At 37.8% G+C, this 25,946-nt stretch carries 31 protein-coding genes; 10 read left to right on the top strand and 21 right to left on the bottom strand.

Annotated features, from left to right (window positions below):
• Positions 1-132: 132 nt before the first annotated feature.
• Complete coding sequence (locus tag SLH51_RS15500) at positions 133-540, bottom strand: hypothetical protein (protein ID WP_335962266.1); 408 nt, start codon at positions 538-540, stop codon at positions 133-135.
• Between the two features lie 134 nt (positions 541-674).
• Between SLH51_RS15500 and SLH51_RS15505 the strand changes: the two genes are divergently transcribed.
• Positions 675-1,496, top strand: coding sequence for a YihY/virulence factor BrkB family protein (locus tag SLH51_RS15505; protein WP_335962267.1), 822 nt, complete (start codon positions 675-677; stop codon positions 1,494-1,496).
• A gap of 110 nt (positions 1,497-1,606) precedes the next feature.
• Positions 1,607-1,879, top strand: a complete 273-nt coding sequence (locus SLH51_RS15510) for an HU family DNA-binding protein (protein WP_335962268.1) — start codon at positions 1,607-1,609, stop codon at positions 1,877-1,879.
• 151 nt (positions 1,880-2,030) lie between these two features.
• On the opposite strand, the gene SLH51_RS15515 is transcribed toward SLH51_RS15510, so the two are convergent.
• Positions 2,031-2,468 (bottom strand): RDD family protein, encoded by a 438-nt coding sequence (locus tag SLH51_RS15515; RefSeq protein ID WP_335962269.1) that lies wholly within the window; start codon positions 2,466-2,468, stop codon positions 2,031-2,033.
• Positions 2,469-2,656: 188 nt separating this feature from the next.
• Between SLH51_RS15515 and SLH51_RS15520 the strand changes: the two genes are divergently transcribed.
• Positions 2,657-3,253: a biotin transporter BioY gene (locus SLH51_RS15520; RefSeq protein WP_335962270.1), complete on the top strand. Its 597-nt coding sequence runs from the start codon at positions 2,657-2,659 to the stop codon at positions 3,251-3,253.
• 48 nt (positions 3,254-3,301) lie between these two features.
• Here the strand turns inward: SLH51_RS15520 and SLH51_RS15525 are convergent, their stop codons facing one another.
• The 9 genes from SLH51_RS15525 to SLH51_RS15565 all read right to left on the bottom strand — a co-directional run bounded on the left by SLH51_RS15525 (position 3,302) and on the right by SLH51_RS15565 (position 12,590).
• Positions 3,302-3,892, bottom strand: coding sequence for a hypothetical protein (locus SLH51_RS15525; protein ID WP_335962271.1), 591 nt, complete (start codon positions 3,890-3,892; stop codon positions 3,302-3,304).
• A 285-nt stretch (positions 3,893-4,177) separates the two neighbouring features.
• Positions 4,178-5,497 carry a Na+/H+ antiporter family protein gene (locus SLH51_RS15530; protein ID WP_335962272.1) on the bottom strand — a complete coding sequence of 440 codons (1,320 nt, stop codon included), beginning with the start codon at positions 5,495-5,497 and terminating at the stop codon, positions 4,178-4,180.
• A gap of 147 nt (positions 5,498-5,644) precedes the next feature.
• Entirely contained in the window at positions 5,645-6,334 is a 690-nt protein-coding gene (locus SLH51_RS15535; RefSeq protein WP_335962273.1) for an ABC transporter ATP-binding protein, read from the bottom strand.
• On the bottom strand, positions 6,327-6,713 hold the full coding sequence (locus SLH51_RS15540) for a GntR family transcriptional regulator (protein ID WP_335962274.1): 387 nt from the start codon (positions 6,711-6,713) through the stop codon (positions 6,327-6,329). Before SLH51_RS15540 ends, SLH51_RS15535 begins: the two co-directional genes overlap by 8 nt.
• Positions 6,714-6,717: 4 nt before the next feature.
• Positions 6,718-7,515, bottom strand: a complete 798-nt coding sequence (locus SLH51_RS15545) for a hypothetical protein (protein WP_335962275.1) — start codon at positions 7,513-7,515, stop codon at positions 6,718-6,720.
• A 230-nt stretch (positions 7,516-7,745) separates the two neighbouring features.
• Positions 7,746-8,855: a DctP family TRAP transporter solute-binding subunit gene (locus tag SLH51_RS15550; protein WP_335962276.1), complete on the bottom strand. Its 1,110-nt coding sequence runs from the start codon at positions 8,853-8,855 to the stop codon at positions 7,746-7,748.
• A 64-nt stretch (positions 8,856-8,919) separates the two neighbouring features.
• Positions 8,920-10,188 (bottom strand): TRAP transporter large permease, encoded by a 1,269-nt coding sequence (locus SLH51_RS15555; protein ID WP_335962277.1) that lies wholly within the window; start codon positions 10,186-10,188, stop codon positions 8,920-8,922.
• A 74-nt stretch (positions 10,189-10,262) separates the two neighbouring features.
• Positions 10,263-10,778, bottom strand: a complete 516-nt coding sequence (locus SLH51_RS15560; RefSeq protein ID WP_335962278.1) for a TRAP transporter small permease — start codon at positions 10,776-10,778, stop codon at positions 10,263-10,265.
• Positions 10,779-11,096: 318 nt separating this feature from the next.
• Positions 11,097-12,590, bottom strand: a complete 1,494-nt coding sequence (locus tag SLH51_RS15565) for a leucyl aminopeptidase (RefSeq protein ID WP_335962279.1) — start codon at positions 12,588-12,590, stop codon at positions 11,097-11,099.
• Between the two features lie 243 nt (positions 12,591-12,833).
• On the opposite strand from SLH51_RS15565, the gene SLH51_RS15570 reads away from it, so the two are divergent.
• The gene (locus SLH51_RS15570; RefSeq protein ID WP_335962280.1) at positions 12,834-13,310 is read left to right on the top strand and encodes a divergent PAP2 family protein; all 477 of its coding nucleotides are present in this window, start codon (positions 12,834-12,836) and stop codon (positions 13,308-13,310) included.
• A 30-nt stretch (positions 13,311-13,340) separates the two neighbouring features.
• Positions 13,341-14,180, top strand: a complete 840-nt coding sequence (locus SLH51_RS15575; protein WP_335962281.1) for a cobalamin-binding protein — start codon at positions 13,341-13,343, stop codon at positions 14,178-14,180.
• A 20-nt stretch (positions 14,181-14,200) separates the two neighbouring features.
• Here the strand turns inward: SLH51_RS15575 and SLH51_RS15580 are convergent, their stop codons facing one another.
• From SLH51_RS15580 to SLH51_RS15595, 4 genes are all read right to left on the bottom strand, one after another.
• Entirely contained in the window at positions 14,201-14,899 is a 699-nt protein-coding gene (locus SLH51_RS15580; RefSeq protein WP_335962282.1) for a 3D domain-containing protein, read from the bottom strand.
• Positions 14,900-15,211: 312 nt separating this feature from the next.
• Positions 15,212-15,529: a YuiB family protein gene (locus SLH51_RS15585; protein ID WP_335962283.1), complete on the bottom strand. Its 318-nt coding sequence runs from the start codon at positions 15,527-15,529 to the stop codon at positions 15,212-15,214.
• A 265-nt stretch (positions 15,530-15,794) separates the two neighbouring features.
• Positions 15,795-15,944 (bottom strand): YuiA family protein, encoded by a 150-nt coding sequence (locus tag SLH51_RS15590; RefSeq protein ID WP_335962284.1) that lies wholly within the window; start codon positions 15,942-15,944, stop codon positions 15,795-15,797.
• A gap of 197 nt (positions 15,945-16,141) precedes the next feature.
• Positions 16,142-17,341 carry an NAD(P)/FAD-dependent oxidoreductase gene (locus tag SLH51_RS15595; protein ID WP_335962285.1) on the bottom strand — a complete coding sequence of 400 codons (1,200 nt, stop codon included), beginning with the start codon at positions 17,339-17,341 and terminating at the stop codon, positions 16,142-16,144.
• 324 nt (positions 17,342-17,665) lie between these two features.
• Between SLH51_RS15595 and SLH51_RS15600 the strand changes: the two genes are divergently transcribed.
• Positions 17,666-18,655: an NAD(P)/FAD-dependent oxidoreductase gene (locus SLH51_RS15600; protein WP_335962286.1), complete on the top strand. Its 990-nt coding sequence runs from the start codon at positions 17,666-17,668 to the stop codon at positions 18,653-18,655.
• Positions 18,656-18,806: 151 nt separating this feature from the next.
• Here SLH51_RS15600 and SLH51_RS15605 read toward each other — a convergent pair whose 3' ends face one another.
• Positions 18,807-19,160 (bottom strand): HesB/IscA family protein, encoded by a 354-nt coding sequence (locus tag SLH51_RS15605; RefSeq protein ID WP_335962287.1) that lies wholly within the window; start codon positions 19,158-19,160, stop codon positions 18,807-18,809.
• 81 nt (positions 19,161-19,241) lie between these two features.
• Entirely contained in the window at positions 19,242-19,442 is a 201-nt protein-coding gene (locus tag SLH51_RS15610) for an aspartyl-phosphate phosphatase Spo0E family protein (RefSeq protein WP_335962288.1), read from the bottom strand.
• A gap of 322 nt (positions 19,443-19,764) precedes the next feature.
• Here SLH51_RS15610 and mqnE point away from each other — a divergent pair, with 322 nt between their 5' ends.
• Complete coding sequence (gene mqnE, locus SLH51_RS15615) at positions 19,765-20,859, top strand: aminofutalosine synthase MqnE (protein ID WP_335962289.1); 1,095 nt, start codon at positions 19,765-19,767, stop codon at positions 20,857-20,859.
• Between the two features lie 181 nt (positions 20,860-21,040).
• Here mqnE and dapF read toward each other — a convergent pair whose 3' ends face one another.
• The 3 genes from dapF to SLH51_RS15630 form a co-directional block, all read right to left on the bottom strand.
• Positions 21,041-21,898, bottom strand: coding sequence for a diaminopimelate epimerase (gene dapF, locus SLH51_RS15620; protein ID WP_335962290.1), 858 nt, complete (start codon positions 21,896-21,898; stop codon positions 21,041-21,043).
• Positions 21,895-22,137: a hypothetical protein gene (locus tag SLH51_RS15625; protein WP_335962295.1), complete on the bottom strand. Its 243-nt coding sequence runs from the start codon at positions 22,135-22,137 to the stop codon at positions 21,895-21,897. The genes dapF and SLH51_RS15625 overlap by 4 nt, the downstream gene beginning before the upstream one ends.
• A 113-nt stretch (positions 22,138-22,250) precedes the next feature.
• Positions 22,251-22,487, bottom strand: a complete 237-nt coding sequence (locus tag SLH51_RS15630; protein ID WP_335962291.1) for a YuzB family protein — start codon at positions 22,485-22,487, stop codon at positions 22,251-22,253.
• 242 nt (positions 22,488-22,729) lie between these two features.
• Here SLH51_RS15630 and SLH51_RS15635 point away from each other — a divergent pair, with 242 nt between their 5' ends.
• The gene (locus SLH51_RS15635; protein WP_335962292.1) at positions 22,730-24,373 is read left to right on the top strand and encodes an FAD-dependent oxidoreductase; all 1,644 of its coding nucleotides are present in this window, start codon (positions 22,730-22,732) and stop codon (positions 24,371-24,373) included.
• A 210-nt stretch (positions 24,374-24,583) separates the two neighbouring features.
• Positions 24,584-25,033, top strand: a complete 450-nt coding sequence (locus SLH51_RS15640; RefSeq protein ID WP_335962293.1) for a hypothetical protein — start codon at positions 24,584-24,586, stop codon at positions 25,031-25,033.
• 41 nt (positions 25,034-25,074) lie between these two features.
• Here the strand turns inward: SLH51_RS15640 and SLH51_RS15645 are convergent, their stop codons facing one another.
• The gene (locus tag SLH51_RS15645; RefSeq protein ID WP_335962294.1) at positions 25,075-25,395 is read right to left on the bottom strand and encodes a YuzD family protein; all 321 of its coding nucleotides are present in this window, start codon (positions 25,393-25,395) and stop codon (positions 25,075-25,077) included.
• A 181-nt stretch (positions 25,396-25,576) separates the two neighbouring features.
• Between SLH51_RS15645 and SLH51_RS15650 the strand changes: the two genes are divergently transcribed.
• On the top strand, positions 25,577-25,813 hold the full coding sequence (locus SLH51_RS15650) for a NifU family protein (RefSeq protein ID WP_035661217.1): 237 nt from the start codon (positions 25,577-25,579) through the stop codon (positions 25,811-25,813).
• Positions 25,814-25,946: the final 133 nt, after the last annotated feature.

Consider the following 25,946-nt stretch of genomic DNA (forward strand, 5'->3'; position numbering starts at 1 on the left):
AGAATGGCACAAAAGAATCCTACCCCAACTAGTCAGCAGTATATAGAGGAATTGAGTCTTTACACAACGTCATAAACACTAGTGGATCAGATCCTTTTGTTTTCAGTCACCCTCTTATCCAAACGAATTCTATTAGGCATCACCAGTTTTCACAACTTTTATGTTGTTACCACTTGCAAAGTCAATCATTTTGCTTGTTACATCTTCAGGTTGAAACCGTTGAAGTTTAATTCTAAATCCTTTTTTTAGATAAACAAGCAGAATCGACTTTTGTCCTATTTGAATAACATTCAATTTCTCAATCTCTCTTGCAAGTATTGTTCTTTTCTTAACCGCAAATCCAAAGATTTCAATCACATATATCAGTTTGTCCTCTACTATTTCTAACTGGTAGCTCATAGTAATGGCAGCAAAGAATATAAAAGCAAAACTATAGGCTATATACGTCCACAAAGTTGACTCTAACGCGTACGCGTAAGTAATTGTTAAGATAAATAAAAGAATCCATAAAAATTTTGGCTCCTTAGCCTGATAAGTCATAATACACAACCTTCCTGTCAAGAAACAAAAATTCAATCGTTGCTTCATGTAGACAATAATACCTTTATTATACACGAATTTGTCTAAATATCCGAAAGGGAATTCCTTATCACTGAATAGAAAAGGAGAACAACATGCAAAAACATTCGTTTATGAATCTATTTATTCACAAATTAAAAACCGACCCAATACCAGATTGGGCAGCAACTCTTGCTTATTACTTTATGCTTTCAATTTTCCCACTGCTAATCTTTCTTTTAGCACTTATCCCCTATTTTCATTTTGATATCAATACGATCTATGGATTTATTAACGATTATGTGCCAGAAGAACTTGCAGACCTTTTTTCAACAACGATATTAGAAGTCATTAGTGAACCACAGGGCGGTTTAGTGTCATTTGGGGTAATAGCAACAATTTGGTCTGCTTCTAATGGTGTCAATGCCTTAGTACGAGCTGTAAACCGCTCCTACGGCATTGAAGAGACAAGAAACTTTATCACACTCCGTCTCCTTTCTATTGTACTAACCATTGCCATGATTATTGTTATTGTTGTTACCTTGTTATTGCCCGTATTTGGTCACGTCATCATTCAAAGTCTAGAAAAATATTTCTTTTTGCCACCTGAAACAGCCACCATTCTGAATTCCTTACGTTGGATCGTTGGAATTGGCTTAATGACACTTGTTCTTATGGTACTATATTCGATCGCGCCTAATGTAAAATTAACAATTAAACAAGTGATACTTGGAGCGGTTACAGCAACAGTTGGTTGGCAAGTTATTTCCGTCTTATTTTCGACTTATGTAAGCAACTTTGGAAACTTCACAGCAACTTATGGAAGTCTTGGTGGTGTGATCATTCTAATGCTATGGTTCTTTCTAACAGGAATCATTCTTGTCATAGGAGGAGAAATCAACGCAACATTGTATTTACAAAAGCAGAAAAAGGCTTAATTCTAGCACTTCCCTGAAAAACTTCAATTTTGAATGAATAAATTAATGAGAATTGGAGATGATGGTATCAGAATGCATGGTGAATCAAAGAATGAGGAGATGACAAGGAAATGAATAAAACAGAACTTGTGCAAGCTGTTGCAGAACGCACACAATTATCGAAAAAAGATGCCGGGAGTGCCGTCAACGCTGTATTTGATTTAATTGGAGAGTCTATGTCTAAAGGGGAAACTGTTCAACTGATTGGCTTTGGAAACTTCGAAGTCCGCGAGCGCGCGGCTAGAAAAGGTCGTAACCCACAAACTGGTGAGGAAATTGATATTGCCGCAACAAAAACACCAGCGTTTAAAGCAGGAAAGCAATTAAAAGAAGCAGTAAAATAAAATAAAAGACGGCATGGCCGTCTTTGGGAAGCAATGAGCAAAGCCGTTGCTATGATTTTAAGCCTTTTAGGAGTGTTTTTTCCTAAAAGGCTTGCAACGTGCGAAGCCATTACTCAACTTTACGTATATTCTATTCTTACTCACACGAGCATTACGACTCTTGATATGGATTGACTTCTTCTGGCTTTTGATAGGTTACGTATGTGTTCGCTATCATATCATGAATGCTTCTCTTGTCTTTTCGAAAAGCAACCATGAAGATACTGACAATAAATGCGATACCTAACGTAATCACATAAACAAAGCCCGCAACGATCACACGTAAGAGCATCGTACCAAATGTAACGTTACTTCCATCTAATTTCACAATGCGAATACCAAGCATTCGTTTTCCAACCGAGTATCCATACCAGAATATCGGAAGTAATAATGAATACAGCACATTAATTATCCCATCTAAAATATCTCTCGTATCGGAGCTTAAATTAATTAATGCTGCAATAATAAAGAGCGAACCACTTATCAGTAGCCCATCAAGAATACTTGCTCCGAGCCGAACCCAAAAACCAGCAGGACGTTCAATCATCATAATTCCCCCTTCTCTACTTCCATAAGCTTAAATGATAAACACACTTTTTTAACAACACTATTATAGCTCGATTACCATGCTACTGTACACAGCCCACTTAAATGTTAACCACCTCACAAAAACATATTGACATACTTACAATTCCTAATTAATCTAATGTTAACCAAATTCACAAAAGAGGTGAACAAATGTCCGGTAAAAAAACGAACATTCGTACCGTTGATCTAGTATTAGTTGCCATGTTCGCAGCATTAATGGCAATTGGAGCCAATATTACTTCATTCCTTGTAATCGGTTCCGTTCCTATTACCATGCAAACCCTTTTTGCTATTTTAGCTGGAGCTTTACTCGGAAGTCGCTTAGGCTCTTTAGCAATCATTGTTTATTTATTAGTTGGACTTGTTGGATTTCCTGTTTTCTCGCAATTTTCAGGAGGGCTTAGAACGCTTGTTAGTCCGACATTCGGCTTCCTACTTTCCTTTATTCTTGTTGCTTTTATTACAGGTCTGATTATTGAAAAAAGCAAGAAAAAGGTATTGCCAACTTTCATAATTTCTTGTTTTGTAGGTCTTATTATTAACTATGTGGTGGGTACTCATTATATGTATTTCGCATTTCAATTCCTTACAGGAATTGAAGCAGTCAGTTACCAAGTCGTATGGGCTTGGATGGTTGCACCTGCAGTGAAAGATGTAGTTCTTACCATTTTTGCTGCAATTCTTTCATCAAGGATTTATCACACAGTAAACAGACGCCGAGGAAAAGTATCCAATCACGCTGCATAGTAAGAGGGGTTACCGAAAGGTTGCATTTCACCTTTGGTAACCCCTCTTTTAAGATTGTACCTCTACATTATTAATTCGATAATTTTCTTTTTCTTTAACGATTGATACAGTTAAACTAACATGGTCAATAGGTGGGTATCCTAACTTTCCAAATTGACTTTGTCCATAAGAACTATCTTCAGAATAAAATTGAACCGGAACATTATCAGCAACAATTACAATTTCTCCTGTTGCAGACTCATGTATATGTAAATCTTCACTTACAATCATACGCACCCCAGGGTTAAACACCGTTTTCCGTGTTACTTCGTAATAGGACGCTTCACTCTCCCGCAAAAAAGATTGGAACTGATCCTTGTAAAAATATTTTCCATCATTCTCAACATAAAGCTCATTTAATAAGTTAATCATTCCCTCGTCTGTCATAAACTCCTCGAGTAGTAAACGTATTGACTCATCCGTATGATACCTTTTGTTAAAATAGCCTTCATCATCAAGCATGTGATAGGCAAATAATTCATGTACCTGTGTGAAAAATTCATCATAGAAGGAGAGAACAGCATTTTCATCTATTTCTTGTTGATGACACCCTGTTAGCAATACACTGATTAACCCGAAACCAACTATCCACTTTTTCATATCTCTCTCACCTCTAGTAATCTCTATCATATTAGACGCGCAAAAGATGGAAAAGGTTTCAAATAATGACAATGATTATGAATTAATTAAAAAGAGACCACTAAAAAAGTCAAAACCGAAGGCCACTGAAAAAGCAATAAGCGTAGTCGTTTCCTTGTTTTAAAGCCCGCTATGAGTAGGTTTCTCAATCCGCGGGCGCGCAACGTGCGGAGCCATTTCCGCTTCCTCGATGACTTTTTCAGTGGCCTCCAAAACCGACCTTTTTCAATGAATCTCTTTTTTCTTTTATAGTATCATTGATGCTAACCACCCAAATAGAAATAGCGGGATATTAAAGTGTAAAAAGGTCGGCACACATGTATCCCAAATATGGTTATGTTGTCCGTCTGCATTTAAACCTGCCGTTGGCCCTAGAGTACTATCTGAAGCAGGTGCCCCTGCATCTCCTAGAGCTCCAGCCGTTCCTATTAAGGCAATAATCGCAAGCGGTGAGAAACCAGCCGCTAGACCAAGTGGTACGAATAACGTAGCAATAATGGGAATCGTCGCAAACGATGATCCAATTCCCATTGTAATAAATAACCCTATGACAAGCATAAGAAGAGCTGCTGCCGCTTGGCTTTCGCCAACGATCGTTGACGCTTGCGTGACGAGTAACTCAACATGTCCGGTCTCACGTATTACTGCTGCAAATCCTGATGCTGCCAACATTACGAAGGAGATAAATGCCATCATTTTCATCCCTTCTGTCACCACACCATCTGCTTCCTTCCACTGTAGCGAACCACTTACAAGTAGAACAACGAGACCAGCAAGTGCTGCAATAATCATAGATTCTGATAGTTGTTGAACAACAAGTGTTGCAATGATCGAGATAACAGCAGATCCAACCGACCATTTTGTAAATTGGTGCTGATTGGCCTGAACCCCTACAATATTGCGATCTTCATACTGTCTACTTTTCCGATACGTAATAAAAATAGCAATGAGCAACCCTGCAACAAGCCCTAGTGTTGGCAATGCCATCGCCTTTGGTATATCTGATAGTACAATGACTAAACCATTTTCCGCCATATTATCTGCAACGATTTCATGAAAGATAAGTCCAAATCCGTACGGCAAGAAAATATACGGAGCTGTTAAACCAAACGTTAAAACCGTTGCAATCGCACGCCGGTCTACACCTAATTCATTTAATATTTTCAAGATTGGCGGAATTAATATAGGTATAAACGCAATGTGAATTGGAACAACATTTTGTGAGAAACAAGAAACAAGTGCTAGTAAAAAGAAAATGAGTGCTTTTGATAATGCTTTTTTTCTTGAGTCTTCATTTCGACCTACTAATTTAATGACCCAATTAACCATTACGTCTGGTAATCCCGTTCGAGCGATCGCAACTGCAAACGCACCAAGAAGGGCATAACTAAGTGCAACCGTGGCACTTCCTCCCAACCCACCAGTAAAAACGTCTACCGTCTGATCAAAGCCTAAACCACCTAAAAGGCCTCCTACTAACGCACCGATCGCAAGTGCGATTACTACATGAACACGCACTAAACTAAGAATTAACATAACAAGCACTGCAATTAAAACGGCATTCATAAATCCACATCCAAATCCTTTAGTTTGTTAAATCACTAATATGATAAAGCACTCAACTAAATTATCATTATATTGAAATACTGTCAATGATATTTTTAACATAATAAAAAGAGACATTCTTTCTTTGAACATCCCTCTTTGCTTGCTTTATGATTGATGTGCGCTTGTCATCCATTCAACAATTCCAATGTTTTGTTCACTTCGCAGTTGTTCAACGTTTTGATGCCCAAGAATCTTACCATCTTTAATGAGAATGACTTCATCCAAAATTGTTTCGATATCTCTAATTTCATGAGTTGTCACAAGGATAAGTTGTTTTTCAAGATCAATAAAGGAAATCAAACCTTTTACTATCGAATCACGAACCATAGGATCAAGTCCCGACAGTGGTTCATCCATTAAAATAATTGGTACTTCACGCGCTAGAGTTAATACGAGTTTCAAGCGACCGCGATTCCCCTTTGAAAGGTGTTTGAGCTTCGCATTCAAGTCTAACTTCATAAACGTTCGTATTTCCTCTGCTTTCTCTCTGTTAAAGTCAGGAAATTGCGTAGCATAATAATTGATCGTTTCTCCAACGTTATAAAAGCTATAATATTCATCAAGCTCCGAAAGGTATGAAACATGAGTCGCTATCCGATTCACTTTCACGCCGTTAATTGTAATTGTGCCTTTTGATGGGTGTGTGAGACCAGCAATTAATTTTAGTGTAGTCGATTTCCCACTACCGTTTTCGCCGACAAGACCAACGATCTTCCCTGGTGATAACTCAAGATTCACATCCCGCAATGCTACTTTTTTGATAAATTTTTTGGTTACCAAATTTAGTTTAATCATCAACTTGCACCTCCCTACCGCTTTTCAAATAACTCTTTAACCCTGCTTCAATTTCTGCGTCACCATAACCCATTTCATGCATGCCTTTTACAAATTCTGAAATTTCTACCTGTTTTAATTGCTCTCGCATAACTGCTAATATCTCCTCATTTTCAGTGACAAAGGTTCCCTGTCCCCGTTTCGTTTCCACAATGCTCATCCCCTCTAATTCCCTGTACGTTCGTTGAACCGTATTCGGATTCACGCTTGCTTGTATCCCCATCTCACGTACGGACGGAAGTTTATCACCTGGTTTCAATTCTCCACGTAATATTTGTTTTTTGATCCGTTCTGCAAGTTGGCTATAGATGGGCTGTGATGAATGGAACGTATCTGTCATAAAATTACACCTCTACTTTTCGGTCGAGCATCCAACAAGCTGCAACGAATAAGAGGATGGCAATGACTGTCTCAATTAAATAAACACCAAGATAGAGACTAAGATTCCCTACTTCTGTCATGACTTCTGTTCCCGTTTCTAGATTCATCGAAAAACCTATGCTCTCCGTAATGCCAGTAAGTTGAATCTCTCCCCATTGTGTTAGTAATCCATACAAACTAGTTTCTTTAAAAGCGTTAAAAATCGTTGTTAACAAAGTAAAAATCGCTATCGTTGCTAGAAAACTTAAAAATGACCCTAAATGACGATTTATTAATAAAAAAATCATCCAATAAAAGATAGCATAAATTCCAAAGGTAAGTGCGAGCAAGATTAAGTGCGTTCCTCCGAAAAAGCTTACACTCGTTACATCAATCAGTTGTAGGTGCTCTGAAAATAGGACGGATTGATTTAGTGCTATTAAAAGGGTCGTTCCTGTAACAAACAGTGTGAGCAACATCGATATAAAACCAGCAACTAGTTTTGCTAACAAAAGTCCATACCCTGGCATCGGACTATGAAGCCATAAATGTAAATTTTTCCTCTCAGCTTGCAAACTTGTTAACATGTAATACACTAAATAAAAAATTTGAAAACCAGTTGCGAAAAGCGCAACCCCTTGTACAACTTCCCATGTAAAACCATTACGTGAACCAATATATCCTGCAACAACTGTTAAAATAACAAACGTAATAATCGGCCCTAAAAAGGCTGACATTCCTAAACGCAACTCTTTTTTCAATAAACTGACCCATGCATTCATATTTACCTCCTCATATTTCTCAGTATTAGTGTACTAATTAGATAGTACACTAATACTAAAATACAGTCAATGAAATAAACGCCTAATTTCAAAATCGTATGAGTAAGTAATTACAGTAGACAGGAAAGCAAGCAAGGATTAAGCGAGTAAAACATATTAATTGTTCACAGGTTATGTGAAACAGAGAAAAAAGACTGTTGAGATTTCTCTCAACAGTCTTATTCTCTGTTTTATTCGTGTGCTGCAATTTCTTCTTCAAGTAATTCTAACATTTCACGACCTTCGTCACCAACAACTTCATCGCGGAAGAAATCACGTACTGGTAAAGCTAATTCACGGAATGCTTCACGTTCTTCTTCTGTTAATTCAATTACTTCTGTAGGATTATCTGTGTTATTAATAATTGAATCTAGTAATTCTTCGTTCATTTCAGCTTGCATTTCAAAGACTCTTGGTTGCATTTCCTCAACCGTCTCATCAATTAACGCACGAATGTCATCTGGTAAGCCGTTATAAAAGTCTGGGTTAACCGTTGACATCGCTACATAGTTGTTATGGTTAGAAATCGTCATATGATCTTGTACCTCATGGAATGAAGCATCTTCAATAAAGAAGATTGGATTTTCTTGACCATCTACAACACCACGATCAAGTGAAGTATACAATTCAGACCAGCTAAGTGGAGATGGATCTGCACCATACGCCTCATATGATCTCATAATTAAAGGTGATTCTTGTACACGCATTTTAAATCCTTCGAAATCAGCAGGTGTGCGAAGTTCGTTGCTTCCCGTCCACTGCATAGCCCCTTCAGTGAAATAAGCAAGTGGCTTAATATTATGAGCTTCGTACATACCAGATAAATGTGTATGTAGTGCTTCACTTGTATTTAAAATTTCTTGTGTTACTTCTTGATCATCTGGGAAAAGGAATTGAAGAGCAAACACTTGACCTTCAGCTACCATCCCGCCTGTAAACCCAGGTGAAATAATCGCAAATTCAACAATGCCATTTTGAAGTTGCTCAACCTGATCCACTTCACTACCTAGCGCACCAAATTCAAAAACATCAATGTTGATTTGCCCGTCTGACTTTTCATTAATCAAATCAGCAAACTCCGCCGCATACTCATATTGCACTTGACCTTGAACTTCCTCTGTTACAAATTGCCAGTTATAAGTCTCTTGTGATTCAGTAGCTGCTCCATCATCGCTTGTACCATCATCGGCAGCTCCCGCACCGTCATCTGTTCCAGCTTCTTCGCTTCCACATGCAGCGAGACTCATTGTTAGCGCTCCTGCTAAAGCAATTGCCTTCCATCCTCTTTTCTTAAAAAACATCAAATACCCCCTGTAAAATTTAATCTATTATTAAGGAAACCTCTCTATCTAGGTAGCGATTGTACTACAACAAAAAGAGTGAAATTTCCTCAAATAGTATAATTAACACCGATGCGATAAGTAGCATCACAATGTAAGGCGGTGTGCCTTTAATAACATCCAAATAGGATTTATTAAACACCGCACTGGCGGTAAATATATCAACCCCAAACGGTGGTGTCGCTGAACCAAGTGCTGCTTGGAACGTAATGACAATCCCTAAATGAATTGGATCAACCCCAGCAGCCATAGCCGCTGGATAAAAGATCGGCGTTAAAATTAAAATAACAACAATCGGATCAACAAACATACAGCCTATGAAGAAAAAGATTGCGACAATCAACAAGACTTGTAAGGCTGTCGGGTCTGAACCAAGTACTGTCTCTGTTAACATTTGTGGAATTCTCGCATATGAAATGAGCCACGAAAAGGCTTGACCTGCTGCAACTAGAATAAAAACAGCTGATGTTACGAGACCTGTTGAGAGAGCAATTTTTGGCACATCTGGTATTTTAATTGTCCGAAAGATTAGTAGTTCAAGGATAAGTGCATAAAGAACTGATATCCCAGCTGCCTCAGTCGGGCTGAAAATCCCGAAATAAATCCCCCCAACAATAATGGCAGGAAACCCTAATGGAAATAGTGCCTTTACTGTTACTTTCCAGCGCTCTTTCCAGCTATATTTTGGTGCTAATGGTATGTTAAATATTTTTGCATGAATAAAACTATAGATCGCAAACATCGCAAATATTAGTAACCCGGGGCCAATTCCAGCTATAAATAAGTCTCCTACTGACACTCTAGGAGCAGCTAATGCATAAATAATCATTCCAATACTCGGAGGAATTAGTAAAGCAATATCACTTGCATTAATAATTAAAGCAATCGCACTTGAATCTTTGTACCCTACTGATAAAAGTCTTTTTCGCATTGGTGTACCAATGGCTACAACCGTTGCTTGAGTTGATCCGGAAATGGATCCAAATAATGTACAAGCTGCTGCGGTTGTAATTGCATAACCCCCACGCAAATGTCCAATAAATGCACCTACAAAATCTAATAGCCGTTTCGATGTTTTTCCCGTCGACATTATGTCAGCTGCAAAGATAAACAGCGGAACCGCTAGTAGAACATAAGATGATATCCCTTCCATCATCTGTTGTACTAAAAACATAGGATCAATATTTGGCATGAAGAAAATTACAACAACAATTGCCGCAGCCATCATCGGAATCATCATTGGGAAGCCTAATAAAAGCAGCACGATCATGATCGTTAACATAGTTGCTATCATTCTTTAGTTTCCTCGCAGTCTTTGTTTAGTTTCTAAGCTATATGGGAAGTTTAAAATGTAAAGAACTAGCTCTTTTAGGAATAATCCTTCTTTTCTTGGGCCAAATAAACTTCCTTCTCTTTAATGTTCACCCACATATTCCGTAAAAATTGAATACCTCCAAGAACAAACCCTATTGGTACAAACATAGCAAACAAATAAACAGGTACTTGCATCGCCGTCGTCACACGCCCAGATGCAACAAGGGACATGAAATACTCATAAGCAAATACAGACAGTGTAAAGAGAATAAGGGCAGTAATCGCCGGGATAATAATGGCCAGCGCTTTACGAATAGGAAATGGAGCCATGTCATAAAAGGCAGACATACTAATATGCCTTCCTTTTCTTGCTGCGTAACTAATCCCCATAAAGGTTGCTACCGTAACAGCAAATCGACTTACTTCTTGATGAAAAGCCCAGCTTGAGCCTATTACTGCACGACTTATAACATTTCCAACAACCATAATAGCGATTAAGATAATAGAATAACTGAGTATTTGCTCTTCTATTTTCACTAACCACTTATCAAGTGTTCGTATGAAATTCAATGATTGACCCCCTCTCCTTTTACTGAATTATCAAATTTTAAAAAATAGTTCAAAAACACCAAGTACTAACATCATACTGGAAGAATGTTCCCAGCTCAAACGTGATATAAACGCTCGTTCTTGGTTAAATTTGCATATTTTCGCATCAGACCAGCTAACCCTGAAAATCTAGCCTAATCCTCCTCTCAACGCTTGTATATTCACAGATACTCAAGAGCGAACAAAAAAAGATCTAACCGCTAGCCCACATTTCTAGTTCATAAGTTGCCTTTTTTCACTAGATACATATGACTTTTTCGGTTAGATCGTTCAATTTACTTATTGCTGTATATCTTTATTTACTGCTAATTGTGCAAGAGTTCTTGCCATTGCCCCTGTCCCACCTAATGGCCCTAAGGTTGTCGCCTTTGACTGCCAAGCCGTTCCCGCAATATCTAAGTGAACCCAAGGGGTATCTTCAGCAAACTCACCGATAAATAAACCAGCCGTTATGCTTCCTGCTAATCTACCTGGAGCATTATTTAAATCAGCTACATCGCTCGTTTTTAGCATTTTCTTATACGGAGCGTAATTGGGCAAGCGCCAAATCCACTCACCAGTCTCAGCAGAAGCTTCTAGAATTTCTTCCATTAGTTCTTCATTGTTTGTTACTGCACCAGTCGTACAATCTCCAAGGGCTATTAAGACGGCACCCGTTAGTGTTGCTACATCGATGAGCGATGTTGCCCCTAGTTGTTTTGCATACGTAATTCCATCAGCTAAAATCAATCGTCCTTCAGCATCTGTATTTCTTACCTCAATTGTCTTGCCACTTAAAGATGTAATCACATCACCTGGTTTTAGTGCCGAACCGTTCAAAAGATTTTCTGATGATGGAATGACAGCAAGTACATTTACATTTGGTTTAAGAGAACCAATAATATCCATTGCACCAAGGACAGCAGCTGCCCCTCCCATATCCATCTTCATTTGATGCATGTTTTCACGAGGCTTTATCGAAATTCCACCAGAATCAAATGTTAATCCTTTGCCTACAAAACCAAGTAATTCATTGGATTGCTTGTCTCCACTATATTTTATGACAATCATTTTAGGGGGTTGATCGCTCCCTGCAGCAACAGCAAGTAAGGCTCCCATTCCCAACTTTTCCATTTCTTTGCGCTCTAGTACTTCATATTCAAATCCGTGTTTTTCTGCGAGCACCTTCGCTTCTTCAGCCAGGTCCGTTGGAGTCATCAAATTCCCAGGTGTATTCACAAGCTTACGGGCTCGATTTGTACCTAGTCCATATGTATAACCTTCATTAGCTGCCCGTTGCAGTAATTCTATTTCCTGACCATAGAGAGTAACATCCTTTAGCTGCTTGTCTACTTCATTAGTTTTTTCTTTGTAATCTAATACCTTATATGTACCAAGAGCAAGACCTTCACCTATTAAAACAGCAACATCAGTCTCACCAACTGACTCACACACAAAACTTTCAACTAAAAAAGCGATATTAATGCTTTTTTCCTTTTTTATTTGTTGACCTACTCTTGCTACTGCTTCACGTAAAGATTCTGTTGTTACGTCTTCTTTCTTGCCGAGTCCAACAACATAAATAGCTTCTGACTTTAGCTTCCCAAGTGGATACACCGTTGTCATTTCACCTTGTTTGGCAATTTTCTTTGTTTTCTTTAGCTTCGATACTTGATCATTAAGTAAGCGGTCCACTGCTTCTGCTCCTTGTGGGAATTCCTCCCCTTCAAAAATTCCGAATACTAATACATCATGCTCATTATTTCTTTCGAACGTTGGTAAAGATTTAAACAATCATAACACTCCCTTTTTTATTATCCTTTCCTATTATACATATTTCTGCCGTTTATTTCGATTTACGAAATTATATTCATTCAATAAAATCAGATTTGTTAACGAACACTAACATAACGAGAAGGCAATTTATGATATAATAAATCACAATCTTATTCACCCAGTTATTCGTTTTACACAAAAATTTAAGGGTATTAGAACTAAGTATATTATTGGTTGACCGGAAAGGACGTAATTTGAACAATGGAATTATTTAACAACTTCCCTTTATGGGCGGCATTATTCGCAATTGGGTTTGCTCAATTTGTAAAAGTCCCACTTGCTTTTATCGCAACAAGAAAATTAGAATGGTCTTTGCTAACTAGTACTGGCGGAATGCCGAGTTCACATTCAGCTGCTGTTACAGCATTGTCAACTGCCATTGCACTCGAATTTGGACTTGGTTCTTCCGTCTTTGCCATCGCTGCTGTGTTTGGAATCATAGTCATGTTTGACGCAACAGGTGTTAGACGCCATGCAGGTTATCATGCTACAGTAATTAATCAACTTGTTACAGACTTCAATAAACTCGTTGATGAAGTGAAGTCATGGCCTAAAAAAGAAGAAGTTGAGAAGCGCAAAGAACTAAAAGAACTCTTAGGGCATCAACCGATCGAAGTATTCTTTGGTGCACTCCTTGGCATATTTCTCACTCTTACGCTACACGTCATCGTCCATTAAAGTTAAACAATAATAAAGAGGTGATAACCTATGAGACTTATTTCCATTTGCCCAAGCAATACCGAACTAGTAGCCTATCTAGGTTTAACAGAACATTTGGTTGGCGTCGACGATTTTTCTGATTGGCCAAAACAAGTTAAGCAATTGCCTCGACTTGGTCCAGACCTATCCATTCGTATCGATGATGTTGAAGCACTCGAACCTGAGCTTGTTCTCGCCTCTCTGAGTGTTCCTGGAATGGAACGGAATGTTGAAGAGTTACAAAAACGAGGAATACCCCATGTTGTCTATAATCCCAATTCGTTAGCTGATATTAGACACAATTTTCTCGATCTAGGTAAAAGAACAAACTGCCAATTAAAAGCGCAACAAGTTATCAACGCATACGATAACTTTCTAAATACATATAAAGAGCACTCCAGTGGCATTGACCCAGTAAGCCTTTATTGGGAATGGTGGCCAAAACCCGTTTTCACTCCAGGTCAACAAAATTGGTTAACAGAAATTAGTCAACTTGCTGGTGGTCAGAATATTTATGCTCATACGAATAAAGCAAGCATTCAAACTGATTGGAATGACGTATACAATCATAATCCCGATCATATTTGTTTAGCATGGGTTGGCATTCAAACAGAGAAAATCAAAGCCGATTTACTATGGAAACGGCCGAATTGGAACAAACTACAAGCCTTACAAGAAAATCAAGTGCACATTTTGGAAGAAGATCTATATTGCCGTCCTTCGCCCCGATTGCTATTAGGGTTGAAAAAACTAGCCGCGATTCTTCACCCTAATCATATGCCAGCTAATGATGGAATTGATCCATTGCTATCATTTATATCAGAAAAAGAAAGAGGATGGCTCAATTGAGAGCCAACCTCTTCTTTTTCTTACTCAAACATTTGATTCCTAAATACCTGTACTGTCTCATCTTCATTTAAATTCATTAAATCTTCTTCTGAAAGACTTCCGTTACCTTTTTTCACAAGATACACTTCTACTTCTTGTTTGCCCCAATCATTAAATACATCCGTAACAGTTTCATAATACAAATCAATTTTGTCACCTTTAATAGCAGAACCAGTGTCTGCCACTACCCCATATCCATAACCTGGAATAAAAAGGATCGTCCCAATTGGATATACCGTAGGATCAGCTGCAATTGTTGAATATAGATCTCGCTTCACTTGAACCCCTGAAAATGTAATGCCATATCCCGGGTGATCGGGGTTTTTTCCTGTTGATTCGTATCCCGCAGTATAGCCAGTTGCTACAACCTTGTGTGAGGGATATTGCGACCAATCAACAGCCTCCTCTAATGAAACTGGAAACGAATTTACTTCCTGAGACATCGATAATTCTTCAGTTTTTACAGCTGGTAAGGCTCTTCTTTTAAATGAAGTCCCTTTAGAGGCAATGTCTCTCGCTGTATGTACGACTTCTTCCCGTTCATTTTCTAAGTTATCCATCATCCACTGTTGCAATTCTGCTGCACCCACACCAGAAAAAGTTTGAAATGTTGTAAAAAATGCTGCTACAAATAAGCCGGTCATGAAAAGACGACGACTCACTGTTTTCAAGCTTACCACAAATTTCACTCCTCTCTTGGATTCAGCATCCCCAGAGAAAAGAGAAATTATACAAATAAATTGATGGAAAATTTAAATAATATATTAATTTACACTATAACTATCTGTTAACATATAAAAAAGCAAGGAAAAAAGTAAAAAAACCAACAACAGTAGTACTACTAAAAAAGGTCGGTTTTAAAGCCCGCTATGAGTGGGTTTCTCATAGAGGGCGCGCAACGTGCGGAGCTATTGCCGCTTCCTCGATGGACTTTTTCAGTGCCCTTTCGGTTTTACCTTTTTCAGTGGCTTCCAACAGTGGAGGTTTTTTCTCTAAAACATTTGATATCCTCTTACACGTAGCATCTTAATTACGACACCAGCAATAATCGCTCCAATGAAACCACTTGTTAAGACTAAAACATCCACAACCTGAAGTGCTACCAAATCAGATCCAAGCATCATAAATGATGCTTGTGGTGAAATAAAATAATCAAAAAAACCAACGTCATCTACAATTAATACGACAATGATTGGATAAAAAAAGGCCATTATCCATGTTGAACGTAAAACCATATTTAACAAAAATCCAATTCCAAAAAACAGAATAAGAAAAAGGACCATTGAAATAACTAATTGTGGTAAATTCACATCTTGCACCCCCGTATTCTTTATAAGTTTACTGAACACTGAGGATTTAAGTCAACTAGAAAAACATGGCCCAAGGCAAGTTTCTCCTTTATGAAAGCTACTAGGAACTATTTGATCAAATTACGACCGTTGAACCGGCATATCTAATCTGACCGAATTCTCTCTGTTTGCCCGGCAATGAACCTGTATTAACCAAGTATCTTGGCATATAAAAAAGAGTGACTCAGTAAATACTAACTCACTCTTAAAATGAATGTATGAAAAGTCACCCTTTTGCTGACTTTTGCTTTTGCTCTTGCCCTTCCCCTTCGCACTGATAGCACGTTTCGCTTCCACCAAGTAACAGCTGAAAGTAACCAGTTCCTTCACAATAAGGACACTGATCCGTAATTGTTTCTGTATATGGACGTTTCACTTAAACCCCACCCCTTGTACGTGTAACATCATAGTAGAATATTATCAGAATCTTTACAATATTAAAACCTTGTGAAGTTATCTTACGGACTGATGTAAGCGCAAACAATTAAATCTTTCTAATTATTTTACCCTTATCCTTACTTTTTCAAGCACAAAAAGACGAATGCATAATTTGCATTCGTCTTCTCATTTTATTTACATTGGATTCTTTCCTCTTTTTAGGACAAGTCCAGGACCGCCAAGTAGGAATAAATAACGGTTATCGATCATCTTCTTCATGAAATTAGCAGATGTACCAAATAATTTTCTTGTACCGACAACACCGATAGCCTCTTTTCCACCAAGAGAAGCAACTGTTCCTTTAATATCTGGTTTAAAGGTTTTCAGTGAGTCACCTTTAATAAGTGCTGTAATGTTGTGGGAACACACTTCTGCCATTTGCATTGCAATTTGTGCAGTTGGAGGGTAAGGACGATTAATCTCTTCATTAATCATTAGAGCACAGTCTCCAATTACGAAAATATCTTGATGTCCTGGTGCACGTAAATCAAGGTCAACTTTAATACGTCCACGCATTGCCTCAAATCCTGACTTTTCAATGACAGAACTTCCACGTACGCCAGTAGCCCAAACAATCGTTTCTGCTTTGATTTCATCACCGCTTGCAAGGGTTACGCCTGTATCTGTCACTTCTTTAATTGGACAGTTAATTTTGAATTCTACTCCACGACTTTCAAGAAGATTCATTCCGTATTCAACTAACTCAGGATCAAATCCAGGTAATGCCGTTGGAGCAGCTTCAATCACATACATTTTCACTTTTTCACGCGGTACATCGTAATGTGCGCAAAGAGATGGCAAGCGCTCTGATAGTTCACCAATGAATTCAATTCCTGTGAAACCAGCACCAGCTACAATAAAGGTTAAAAGCTCGTCCTTCTTTTCTGGTGTATTGTTATATTTTGCAAACATATACTCAATGTGCTCTTTTACTTCACGAGCACCATTTACAGTCCACTTGCTGAAAGCATGTTCGTGAACACCCGGCACACCAAATGTTTCAGCTTCTGAACCTAATCCAACTACTAGATAGTCAAATTCAAGTTCACCATTTTCAAGGACAACTTTCTTTTCTTCACGCTTAATTTCAACAACACTGTCTTTAACAAACTTAATTTTATTTAAATCAAGTACACTGTTAATTGGCATGCGAGTACGCTCTGGAGATAATGTACCGGCCGCTGGTTCATGTAACCATGTTGTTTGATAGTGATAGTCGTGCTTGTTAACTAATGTAATGTTTGCTTCGTTGTGTCCTAACTGTTTTGTTAAACGAGATGCTGTAATCATCCCCGCATAACCTGCGCCAAGAATAACAATATTTGGCTTCTTCAAATTAATCACTTCCATCTTTTAATTTTTAATTACCATATTCTCTCCCGAAAAACAACATTGTGATTATTTTCACGAACGTAACTAGAATAATAGCATATTATATATAATAATTTCGTAAAATAGTCACAAAACCCTCTTTTATATTATGGCTTTTCGACTTTTTTTTCAACTGTCTTTTTAAAAATAACCTTAGTTTTTTTCTTTACTCGCTAATAATGTAAACGAAATCATCTAAAATATACACTTACATAGCTATTCCTTTCTTTTTACGCTGTTCTGTGCATATAATTAAGATGACGTTTGACTTTTTTGGAGGTGGAGAAGATGACAGACACTGAACTATACGATATTACCATTATTGGTGGTGGACCTACTGGCTTATTTGCAGCTTTTTATGCAGGAATGAGACAAGCAAAAGTAAAAATCATCGAGAGTATGCCTCAATTAGGCGGACAATTATCTGCGCTTTATCCTGAAAAGTACATTTATGATGTAGCTGGTTTTCCAAAAGTTAAAGCACAAGACTTAGTGAACAGCTTAGAAAAACAAGCCGGACAATTTAATCCAACCATCGTTCTTGAACAATCCGTACAAGAATTGATTGAACAAGAAGATGAAAGTTACATAATAAAAACGGATAAAGAAAGCCATAATTCAAAAGCCGTAATTATTACAGCTGGGGCTGGAGCATTTCAACCAAGGCGACTTGACGTTGAAAAATCTGAACAATATGAAGGCAAAAATCTTCATTATTTCATTCAAGATATAAGTGCCTTCACTGGTAAGCGCGTCCTAGTTTGTGGTGGTGGTGATTCTGCTGTTGATTGGTCACTCATGTTGGAACCAATTGCAAAGGAGGTTACACTCATCCATCGCAGAGACAAATTCCGTGCCCATGAACATAGCATTGAACTGTTAAATAAATCAAAAGTAACAATCCTCACTCCTTTTGAGATTAAAGAATTAATAGGTAATGATAATGCAATCGAGCAAGTGCTTATTAAAGAAATTAAAGGTGACACTGAACAAACCATTGATGTTGACGCAGTCATCGTAAATTTTGGATTCGTCTCTTCTCTTGGCCCTATTAAAGAATGGGGATTAGAAATTGAACGAAATTCGATTATCGTCAATACAAAAATGGAAACAAACCGAAAAGGTATTTATGCTGCTGGAGATGTTTGTACATATCCAGGAAAAGTGAAATTAATTGCGACCGGCTTTGGTGAAGCACCTACTGCTGTAAACAATGCAAAAACATATGTTGATCCAAAAGCAAAAGTATTTCCAGGACATAGTACTAGCTTATTTTAATAAGAATTTGAAAATTCAAAAGGTCTGTCCACTATAAGGTCATACCGTTTTGAATGTTATCAGTCCTGTTCTTCCTCATCCTTAGAACCAACAAAAAGACCTCCTAGATGTTACTTCGTTTAGGAGGTCTGAATTTTTTATCGGTAAGTCTTTAACATTCTTCAGGTGTTCCCGTATTTGTAGCTGTACGGAATGATGTGCCACATCCACATGATGCAATTGCATTGGGGTTATCAATTGTGAATCCCCCACCCATCATGTTTTGCTTGTAATCTACAACCAATCCTTTAACAATTGGTTCGCTTTCCTTATCCACCAAAACGGAAAGTCCATTAATATCTAAAAGTGTATCTTCCTCATGCTTTTCTGAATCAAAACCCATCCCATATGAAAGTCCACTACAGCCGCCACCTTTTACACCGATTCGAAGCATTAAACTTTGATCACCTTCAGCTTCCATCATGTCTTTAATTTGGCTTACTGCTGCATCCGTTAATGTAATCATGTCACCCCTCCTAATCGTGTTACACGATCAGTATACCTTTTAAAACGGTGAAACTCAAGATGTCTGCTCACCCAATTATGTTTAGAACGACAATGATTGTTCCCATTTTTTCGGATTTGATACTTCTAGTAATATCATTTTATTATGTGCACGATCTAATTCCTGACTATAATGCAGCACGATAGGATGACTCATTCCGTACTGTCCTGCTGCAGCGATCATTTTTTTACGAAGCTCTTCAATTCTCTCCATACAGGCTTCTTGTCTCAATACTTTGTTCATCCCATCATCCCCCCCATTTACAGTATTCACTCATCCGTACATCTATATTGCAATTTTACCAAATGAAAGGAAAATTGCGCAATAACAAATGGTAAAATAGGATGTTTTTACATAAGTTCCTTTTTTTGAAAGCGAATAACCTTACCAATTGAACCCTATTTCTTTCAATAACTTTATTCTGATAGTATAATAGTAGGTAAACATGAAAGACTTTTATGATCTTTAATAATATACTTCTATAAAAACAAGCATATTCCTTCAACAAGTCGAATCTAAGTTAAGAATATGTTACGGTATGATGAAGAAACGGAGGATAAAACGTATGGGAATAATTTTAACCGATACTAAGCTACAAACAATAGCTGAAAAAGTAAATCATGGTGAACGCCTAACAATTGAAGATGGGTTATATTTATTTGATAGCCCAGACTTACTAGGGATCGCCCAACTAGCTAATTCTGTGAACTATAAGAAAAATGGGGACAACGTCTATTTCATTGAAAACATGTATATTAACCCAACAAATGTATGTGAAGCAAACTGTGGATTTTGTGGATTTAAACGAAAGCCAGGTGAAGAGGGCGCTTACACGATGGATAGTGATGCCTTACTTGAATACGTAGAAAAAAGATGGAATGATAACATTCGTGAATTCCACATTGTCGGCGGGCACAACCATGAGGTTCCATTCGACTATTACTTAGATACCATACGTACGTTAAAGAAGCATTATCCTCAAGTAACAGTCAAAGCTTATACAGGTGCTGAAATTGAATTCTTCTCCCGTATTTCTGGCTTATCAATGAAAGAGGTTTTAGAAGATTTGATTAAAGCTGGTTTAGATACACTGCCTGGTGGAGGTGCTGAAATTTTAACGGAACGCTACCGTTTAAAAATGAGTCCAGATAAAGCTTCAACTGATCAATGGTTAGAAGCTCATGAGATCGCTCATAACCTTGGTTTAAAAACCCATGCTACTATGCTTTACGGTTCGATTGAAACAGTAGAAGAACGTCTAATTCATATGGATCGCCTTCGTCAACTTCAAGATCGTACAAACGGCTTCATGGTCTTTATTCCACTCGCGATGCAACCTCGTAGTGTCAATGCTGGAATTAAACGACGTACAACGGCTTATGATGATATGCGCACTCTTGCCATTAGCCGATTAATGCTAGACAACTTTGATCACATTAAAGCCTACTGGATTAACATTGGGGTTCAATTAACGCAAATGGCACTTACATTTGGGTCAAGCGATATTCACGGTACTCTTATTGAAGAACGTATTTCTCATGCAGTTGGTGCCCTAACTTCACAGGGAATTACTCGCGAGGAACTCGTTTATCTCATAAAGAGCGCAAATAAAATCCCAGTAGAAAGAGATACATTCTACAACATCGTAAAAACGTATTAGTTAATACAAAAAAGTGATTTTTCTAATATGAAATGAGCAAAGCCTCTGCACACCTCGAGGTGTGCAGAGTGCGGAGCCATTTCTACTCTAATAGAAAAAACGCTAGTGTTCTAGCGTTTTTCTTTTTAAGAAAACGTTTAATAACTTACTTGTCAAAAAAATCACAAACAAATAGGCTCTCTTATTTGCGTTCAAAAACGCCCTCACAAATAACCTCGGCAGCCCCTCTCATGATTACATGTCCATTTTCCTGCCATGTAATCAATAAATCTCCACCAAGTAGATGAACCGTTACTTCCTGACCTTTTTGGCTATAGCCATTTAAGACAGAAGCCACAACTGCTGCACAGGCACCCGTTCCACAAGCTTGAGTAATACCAGACCCTCTTTCCCAAACTCGAAAATAAATTTCACTTTCTGATACAACCTCAACAAACTCAACATTTACCCAATCTGGAAACCGTTCATCTTTTTCCATTGATGGTCCGATCTCTTCAACAGGAGCTTCTTGAATTTCATTTACAAACATAATGACATGTGGATTACCCATTGATACCGCGGTTACCCGAACAGAATGCTCGTCAATTAAAAATAACTCGTCTACAACTTTTTCTTGGTCCCTTCCTACCATAGGAATCTGATTCCTCGACAGAATCGGTTTGCCCATATCAACACTTACGCTATGAACTTGTTCTCCCTCTACATGAACCGTTGCCTTTACTTTGCCAGCTAGTGTTTCAATTTCAAATGAATTTTCATTTACATATCCATGTTCGTAAGCAAATTTTGCGACACACCGTAAACCATTCCCACAGTTTTTCGCTTCTGAACCATCATTATTAAAAATTCTCATCTTAACAGGAGCCACTTCTGATGGGCATACGAGGATCATTCCATCAGAACCAATTCCCTTGTTTTTATCAGCTACTTCAATTGCAAGCTGCGGAAGTTTTTCCTCTTCAATCGTTTGTTTAAACATGTCTATATAGATATAGCTATTTCCTAAACCATGCATTTTCGTAAACCGCATGTTCTTCAACCCCTTCTTAATTGCTTATCTGTCCAAAAATAATCCTGATCGACCTCAAGGATTGTTAATTTCCCGTTACAGCACGGCAAAATTAAGACCGTTTTTATGCCTTCTTGAGCACGTTTAAACTCAGATTTTTTCATGTTCGTTAACACATTGTCTGTGTGACAAAATGGACAATTTTGTATATATATATCATCAAATAAACGCTCATATGGCCACGTATTCACAAATGGGATCACATCCACTAACCACACATCCTTCCCCGTTAAACGAATCTATTTCATAAATATTTCCATGCCTTTGTTGATATTGCTTAAAGATAGCTCCAAAAGGGAAAGTCGCCCTTTCGGAACTATCTTTAAAACATTGGGTTTTCTTCTATAAACGTATATATATTTTCAACTAATTCGTCATTGGTTTCGCCAGACACATATTCACCATTCACTAGAGCGAAAAGTTCCACAGCACAGTTTCCGCAATTACTAAGACAGCCATACTCTATGATATCTAAGTTAGGATCTTTTTCTAACTCTTCCATTGCTTTTTGTGTTCCGCTAGCTAAATTACTTAGACAAAATTCAATAATGGGACGCATATTATCACCTCTTCAATCTTCTTTTATGCTACTCGCGGATGTGAGAGAAGTCAATTGCTAGAGCTCCAATTTCTAATTCATTCGAAAATTAATTTGCAACACATTTACTAAGAAAAGGAAATTTTCAGAAAAAGTCACACAATGAACACGATTCAATAAAGATTCACAAATTTGTTGTTATTTTGCCTAATTCTCGTTATAATCAAAACTGACCAAGGTCACTTTTATTAAGGAGAACATGTATGAATGAGCGAGCAAAGAAAGAACAAACGAAAGAGCGTATTGAACAAGCAGCTTTAGCTTTGTTCCGTGAAAAAGGTTTTTCTCGCACGACTGTACAAGAAATCACAAATGCTGCAAAGGTAGCAAAAGGTACTTTTTTTAATTACTTTCCTACTAAAGATTCGATCATGCAATCGCTAGCAAATGAGCTACTTCAAGCCGTAATGCCTTACGTCCAACAATCACATTTAAAAAATAGATCACTTTCAATTAGATTGCGCTCATATTTGCAATTTATTTTAACAGACTATGATCAATACCCTTCGTTAACAATTGAAATGTGGAATCATGTCTTGAAAGAACAAACCCTACTTTTTGCGCATTGGAATCAACTTTTACAAGATGCAAAAGCACAAGGAGAAGTCCATTCAACTGTTTCAATAAACACGTGGACTCATATTATTCACAGTTTAATTTCTCACGGGATCAAGTCGTTCGCAACAGAACCAACAAAAGCCCGTTTACTTGAAAACGTAATGACTTTGGTCGAAAGCAGTCTTGAAGCAATTATTGAAAAAAGGGGACATCCATTTATGAAAAAACTCGTTATTTTAGGTGGCGGTTATGGCGGAATGCGCGTACTACAACGACTTTTACCTGAGGGCTTACCGGAAAATGTTGAAATTACGTTAATTGACCGCCTGCCTTACCATTGCTTAAAAACGGAATACTACGCATTGGCTGCAGGTACCGCAGCAGATCATCACCTTCGTGTTAGCTTTCCTGAAGATGCTAGACTCACAATCAAATACGGCACGATAAAAAACGTAGATTTAGGTGAAAAAACAGTTGAGCTCGCGGAAGGAGATTTTATTCCTTATGATAAATTGATTATAGGCTTAGGCTGTGAAGATAAGTATCATAACGTTCCAGGTGCCCAAGAGTTTACCCATAGTATCCAAACAATGGATAAAACGAGAAGAACCTACGAAACGTTAAATAACATTCGTCCAAATGGCATTGTATCCATTGTCGGTGCTGGATTAAGTGGTGTAGAGCTCGCAAGTGAACTTCGTGAAAGCCGTCCTGATTTAACGATAAAGTTGTTTGACCGTGGAGAAATCATTCTTTCTATGTTCCCACGTAAATTGAGCACATATGTTCAAAACTGGTTTATTGACCATGGCGTTGATGTAATAAATAAATCAAACATTACAAAGGTAGAGGATGGCATTCTTTATAACCATGATGAACCGATTGAATGTGATGCCATCATTTGGACAGCAGGTGTTCAACCAGTTGAAGTCGTTCGTAATTTAGACGTTGAAAAAGATCAACAAGGAAGAGTCATCTTAACACCTCAACACTTTCTTCCAAATGACGACAACGTCTTTATCGTTGGAGATTGTGCTAGCCTCCCTCACGCACCGAGTGCGCAGCTAGCTGAGGGGCAAGCAGAACAAATTGTGTCCATTTTAAAGAAACAATGGAATGGAGAATCAATACCAGAAGAACTACCGCGTATTAAATTAAAAGGTGTGTTAGGTTCACTCGGAAAAAAACATGGTTTTGGCTTAATGGGTGATCGAACTCTCCTTGGGCGAGTTCCTCGAGTATTAAAAAGTGGGGTTCTATGGATGTATAGATACCATTCTGGCTCTTAATTAGATGTATTTTGTCGAAACGATCAATAATTCTTTTTTTTAAAAAGGCAGATGAGGGTGATAGAACCCTCACCTGCCTTTTTTGTTGATACAATCCCCATTCAGCTTCTGAATTCATTAATATCCGTAAAAATAGGCTAACTTTCCGGAACAAACAACCATAAACTATGTTAGGTAGTTATACTACAATATATCGTCGGAGGTGATATCATGAGCAATCAATTATTTTATAGAGGACCTATGTCGCCTACTAAAAAAATAGAAGCAGTCATTTCTGAAATTGAACAATTGAAAAGTCAAACAGAACAAATAGCAGATGAATTAGCTCAAAAAGCTGTTCGTCAAATGTTAGAGCAAACTGAAGATATCGTTAACCAATTATTAGAAAAAGCAGAAGGTACTATTGGAGAAGCTGGAAATGAAGCTACCGACCTAGCAAAAAAATCAGCAAAAAAAGCGGCTAAAAAAGCGGCTAAAAGAGCAGCAAGAAAACAGAGCAAAAAAGCGGCAAAGAAAGCGGCTAAAAAATATAGTAAAAAGGCTCTAAAGAGAATATCCATTTCTACAGAGAGTGAATTAAATTCAGCCGTGGCAGAGGAACCTGCTGTTGTTGAAAATCTTGAAACTGAACAAACTATCGAAACTGATAAGGATTCATAAGATAGTAAGTGTCGACAATCGACACTTACTATCTTTTTTAGTTATAACTGTTCTTCTCTGTTGCTTTTCCATTGCTCTATTCTTTCGTATATTTCTTTTAACCTTGGGTTCCCTTCCGCTATAACGTCTCCTTCTGCTACGACCAATGGATAAAAATATTCATCATCTTTAATGGCATTTGCATAATAAATATGATCCTCTTTTGTACCTGGCTCATCGATATCTACATAAGTAAACGAAAACTCAATCTCAGGGTATTTTCTTGTAATAGCCGCTTCTAACCATTCCATTGTTTCTCTAGCACTAGGAAGATGAATACAGCTAGCACACTTTTCTTCTGCTCCATACACTGTCATGTTCATGTATACTCATTCCTTTCACGTATTCATTACATCTGGAATAATTATAATGTAAATGGATGAACAACGATAGCAACAGTCCATTTTTCCAATTATTCATTGATTATACGCGTAAAATCAAGCAGATTCATGGATTTTTTTTAAAAACACCCTTATAATAGATAATAGAAAGGAGTTGTTTGAAATGGCAACAGCTGAAATGGTTGAACAAGTTAGTGAAGTATTAGATAAGCTTCGTCCTTTCTTGCTACGTGATGGCGGGGATGTTGAGCTCGTGGACGTAGAAGATGGAATTGTGAAAGTGCGCCTTCTAGGTGCTTGCGGTTCATGCCCAAGTTCTACGATTACGTTAAAAGCAGGTATTGAGCGTGCGCTTCTTGAAGAAGTTCCTGGTGTAAAGGAAATCGAGCAAGTCTTTTAATAGGAAAACGCCCGACTTATGTCGGGCGTTTCTTTTTTTTATTTATGTTACGCACGAAACCTTGCAATGGCTCCGCTCAATGCTTCGAGAACGTACCAAAGGGAAGGTCGTCCTTTGGGTTTTAGTGATTCAT

The organism is Halalkalibacter kiskunsagensis (assembly GCF_037027555.1).
GTDB classification, from domain to species: Bacteria; Bacillota; Bacilli; order Bacillales; family Bacillaceae_D; genus Halalkalibacter; species Halalkalibacter kiskunsagensis.

Excerpts from the sequence above, each read along its gene's own strand:
- SLH51_RS15525 (WP_335962271.1), bottom strand. The coding sequence starts at position 3,892 with ATGAAAAAGTGGATAGTTGGTTTCGGGTTAATCAGTGTATTGCTAACA.
- SLH51_RS15605 (WP_335962287.1), bottom strand. The coding sequence starts at position 19,160 with ATGATTACATTAACGGATGCAGCAGTAAGCCAAATTAAAGACATGATG.
- SLH51_RS15550 (WP_335962276.1), bottom strand. The coding sequence starts at position 8,855 with ATGTTTTTTAAGAAAAGAGGATGGAAGGCAATTGCTTTAGCAGGAGCG.
- SLH51_RS15505 (WP_335962267.1), top strand. The coding sequence starts at position 675 with ATGCAAAAACATTCGTTTATGAATCTATTTATTCACAAATTAAAAACC.
- SLH51_RS15630 (WP_335962291.1), bottom strand. The coding sequence starts at position 22,487 with ATGCGTCCCATTATTGAATTTTGTCTAAGTAATTTAGCTAGCGGAACA.
- SLH51_RS15545 (WP_335962275.1), bottom strand. The coding sequence starts at position 7,515 with ATGAATGCATGGGTCAGTTTATTGAAAAAAGAGTTGCGTTTAGGAATG.
- SLH51_RS15650 (WP_035661217.1), top strand. The coding sequence starts at position 25,577 with ATGGCAACAGCTGAAATGGTTGAACAAGTTAGTGAAGTATTAGATAAG.
- SLH51_RS15515 (WP_335962269.1), bottom strand. The coding sequence starts at position 2,468 with ATGATGATTGAACGTCCTGCTGGTTTTTGGGTTCGGCTCGGAGCAAGT.
- SLH51_RS15610 (WP_335962288.1), bottom strand. The coding sequence starts at position 19,442 with ATGAACAAAGTATTGAGACAAGAAGCCTGTATGGAGAGAATTGAAGAG.
- SLH51_RS15570 (WP_335962280.1), top strand. The coding sequence starts at position 12,834 with ATGGAATTATTTAACAACTTCCCTTTATGGGCGGCATTATTCGCAATT.
- SLH51_RS15500 (WP_335962266.1), bottom strand. The coding sequence starts at position 540 with ATGACTTATCAGGCTAAGGAGCCAAAATTTTTATGGATTCTTTTATTT.
- SLH51_RS15640 (WP_335962293.1), top strand. The coding sequence starts at position 24,584 with ATGAGCAATCAATTATTTTATAGAGGACCTATGTCGCCTACTAAAAAA.
- SLH51_RS15575 (WP_335962281.1), top strand. The coding sequence starts at position 13,341 with ATGAGACTTATTTCCATTTGCCCAAGCAATACCGAACTAGTAGCCTAT.
- SLH51_RS15530 (WP_335962272.1), bottom strand. The coding sequence starts at position 5,497 with ATGAATGCCGTTTTAATTGCAGTGCTTGTTATGTTAATTCTTAGTTTA.
- SLH51_RS15635 (WP_335962292.1), top strand. The coding sequence starts at position 22,730 with ATGAATGAGCGAGCAAAGAAAGAACAAACGAAAGAGCGTATTGAACAA.
- SLH51_RS15645 (WP_335962294.1), bottom strand. The coding sequence starts at position 25,395 with ATGAACATGACAGTGTATGGAGCAGAAGAAAAGTGTGCTAGCTGTATT.
- SLH51_RS15600 (WP_335962286.1), top strand. The coding sequence starts at position 17,666 with ATGACAGACACTGAACTATACGATATTACCATTATTGGTGGTGGACCT.
- mqnE (WP_335962289.1), top strand. The coding sequence starts at position 19,765 with ATGGGAATAATTTTAACCGATACTAAGCTACAAACAATAGCTGAAAAA.
- SLH51_RS15535 (WP_335962273.1), bottom strand. The coding sequence starts at position 6,334 with ATGATTAAACTAAATTTGGTAACCAAAAAATTTATCAAAAAAGTAGCA.
- SLH51_RS15520 (WP_335962270.1), top strand. The coding sequence starts at position 2,657 with ATGTCCGGTAAAAAAACGAACATTCGTACCGTTGATCTAGTATTAGTT.
- SLH51_RS15555 (WP_335962277.1), bottom strand. The coding sequence starts at position 10,188 with ATGATAGCAACTATGTTAACGATCATGATCGTGCTGCTTTTATTAGGC.
- SLH51_RS15540 (WP_335962274.1), bottom strand. The coding sequence starts at position 6,713 with ATGACAGATACGTTCCATTCATCACAGCCCATCTATAGCCAACTTGCA.
- SLH51_RS15510 (WP_335962268.1), top strand. The coding sequence starts at position 1,607 with ATGAATAAAACAGAACTTGTGCAAGCTGTTGCAGAACGCACACAATTA.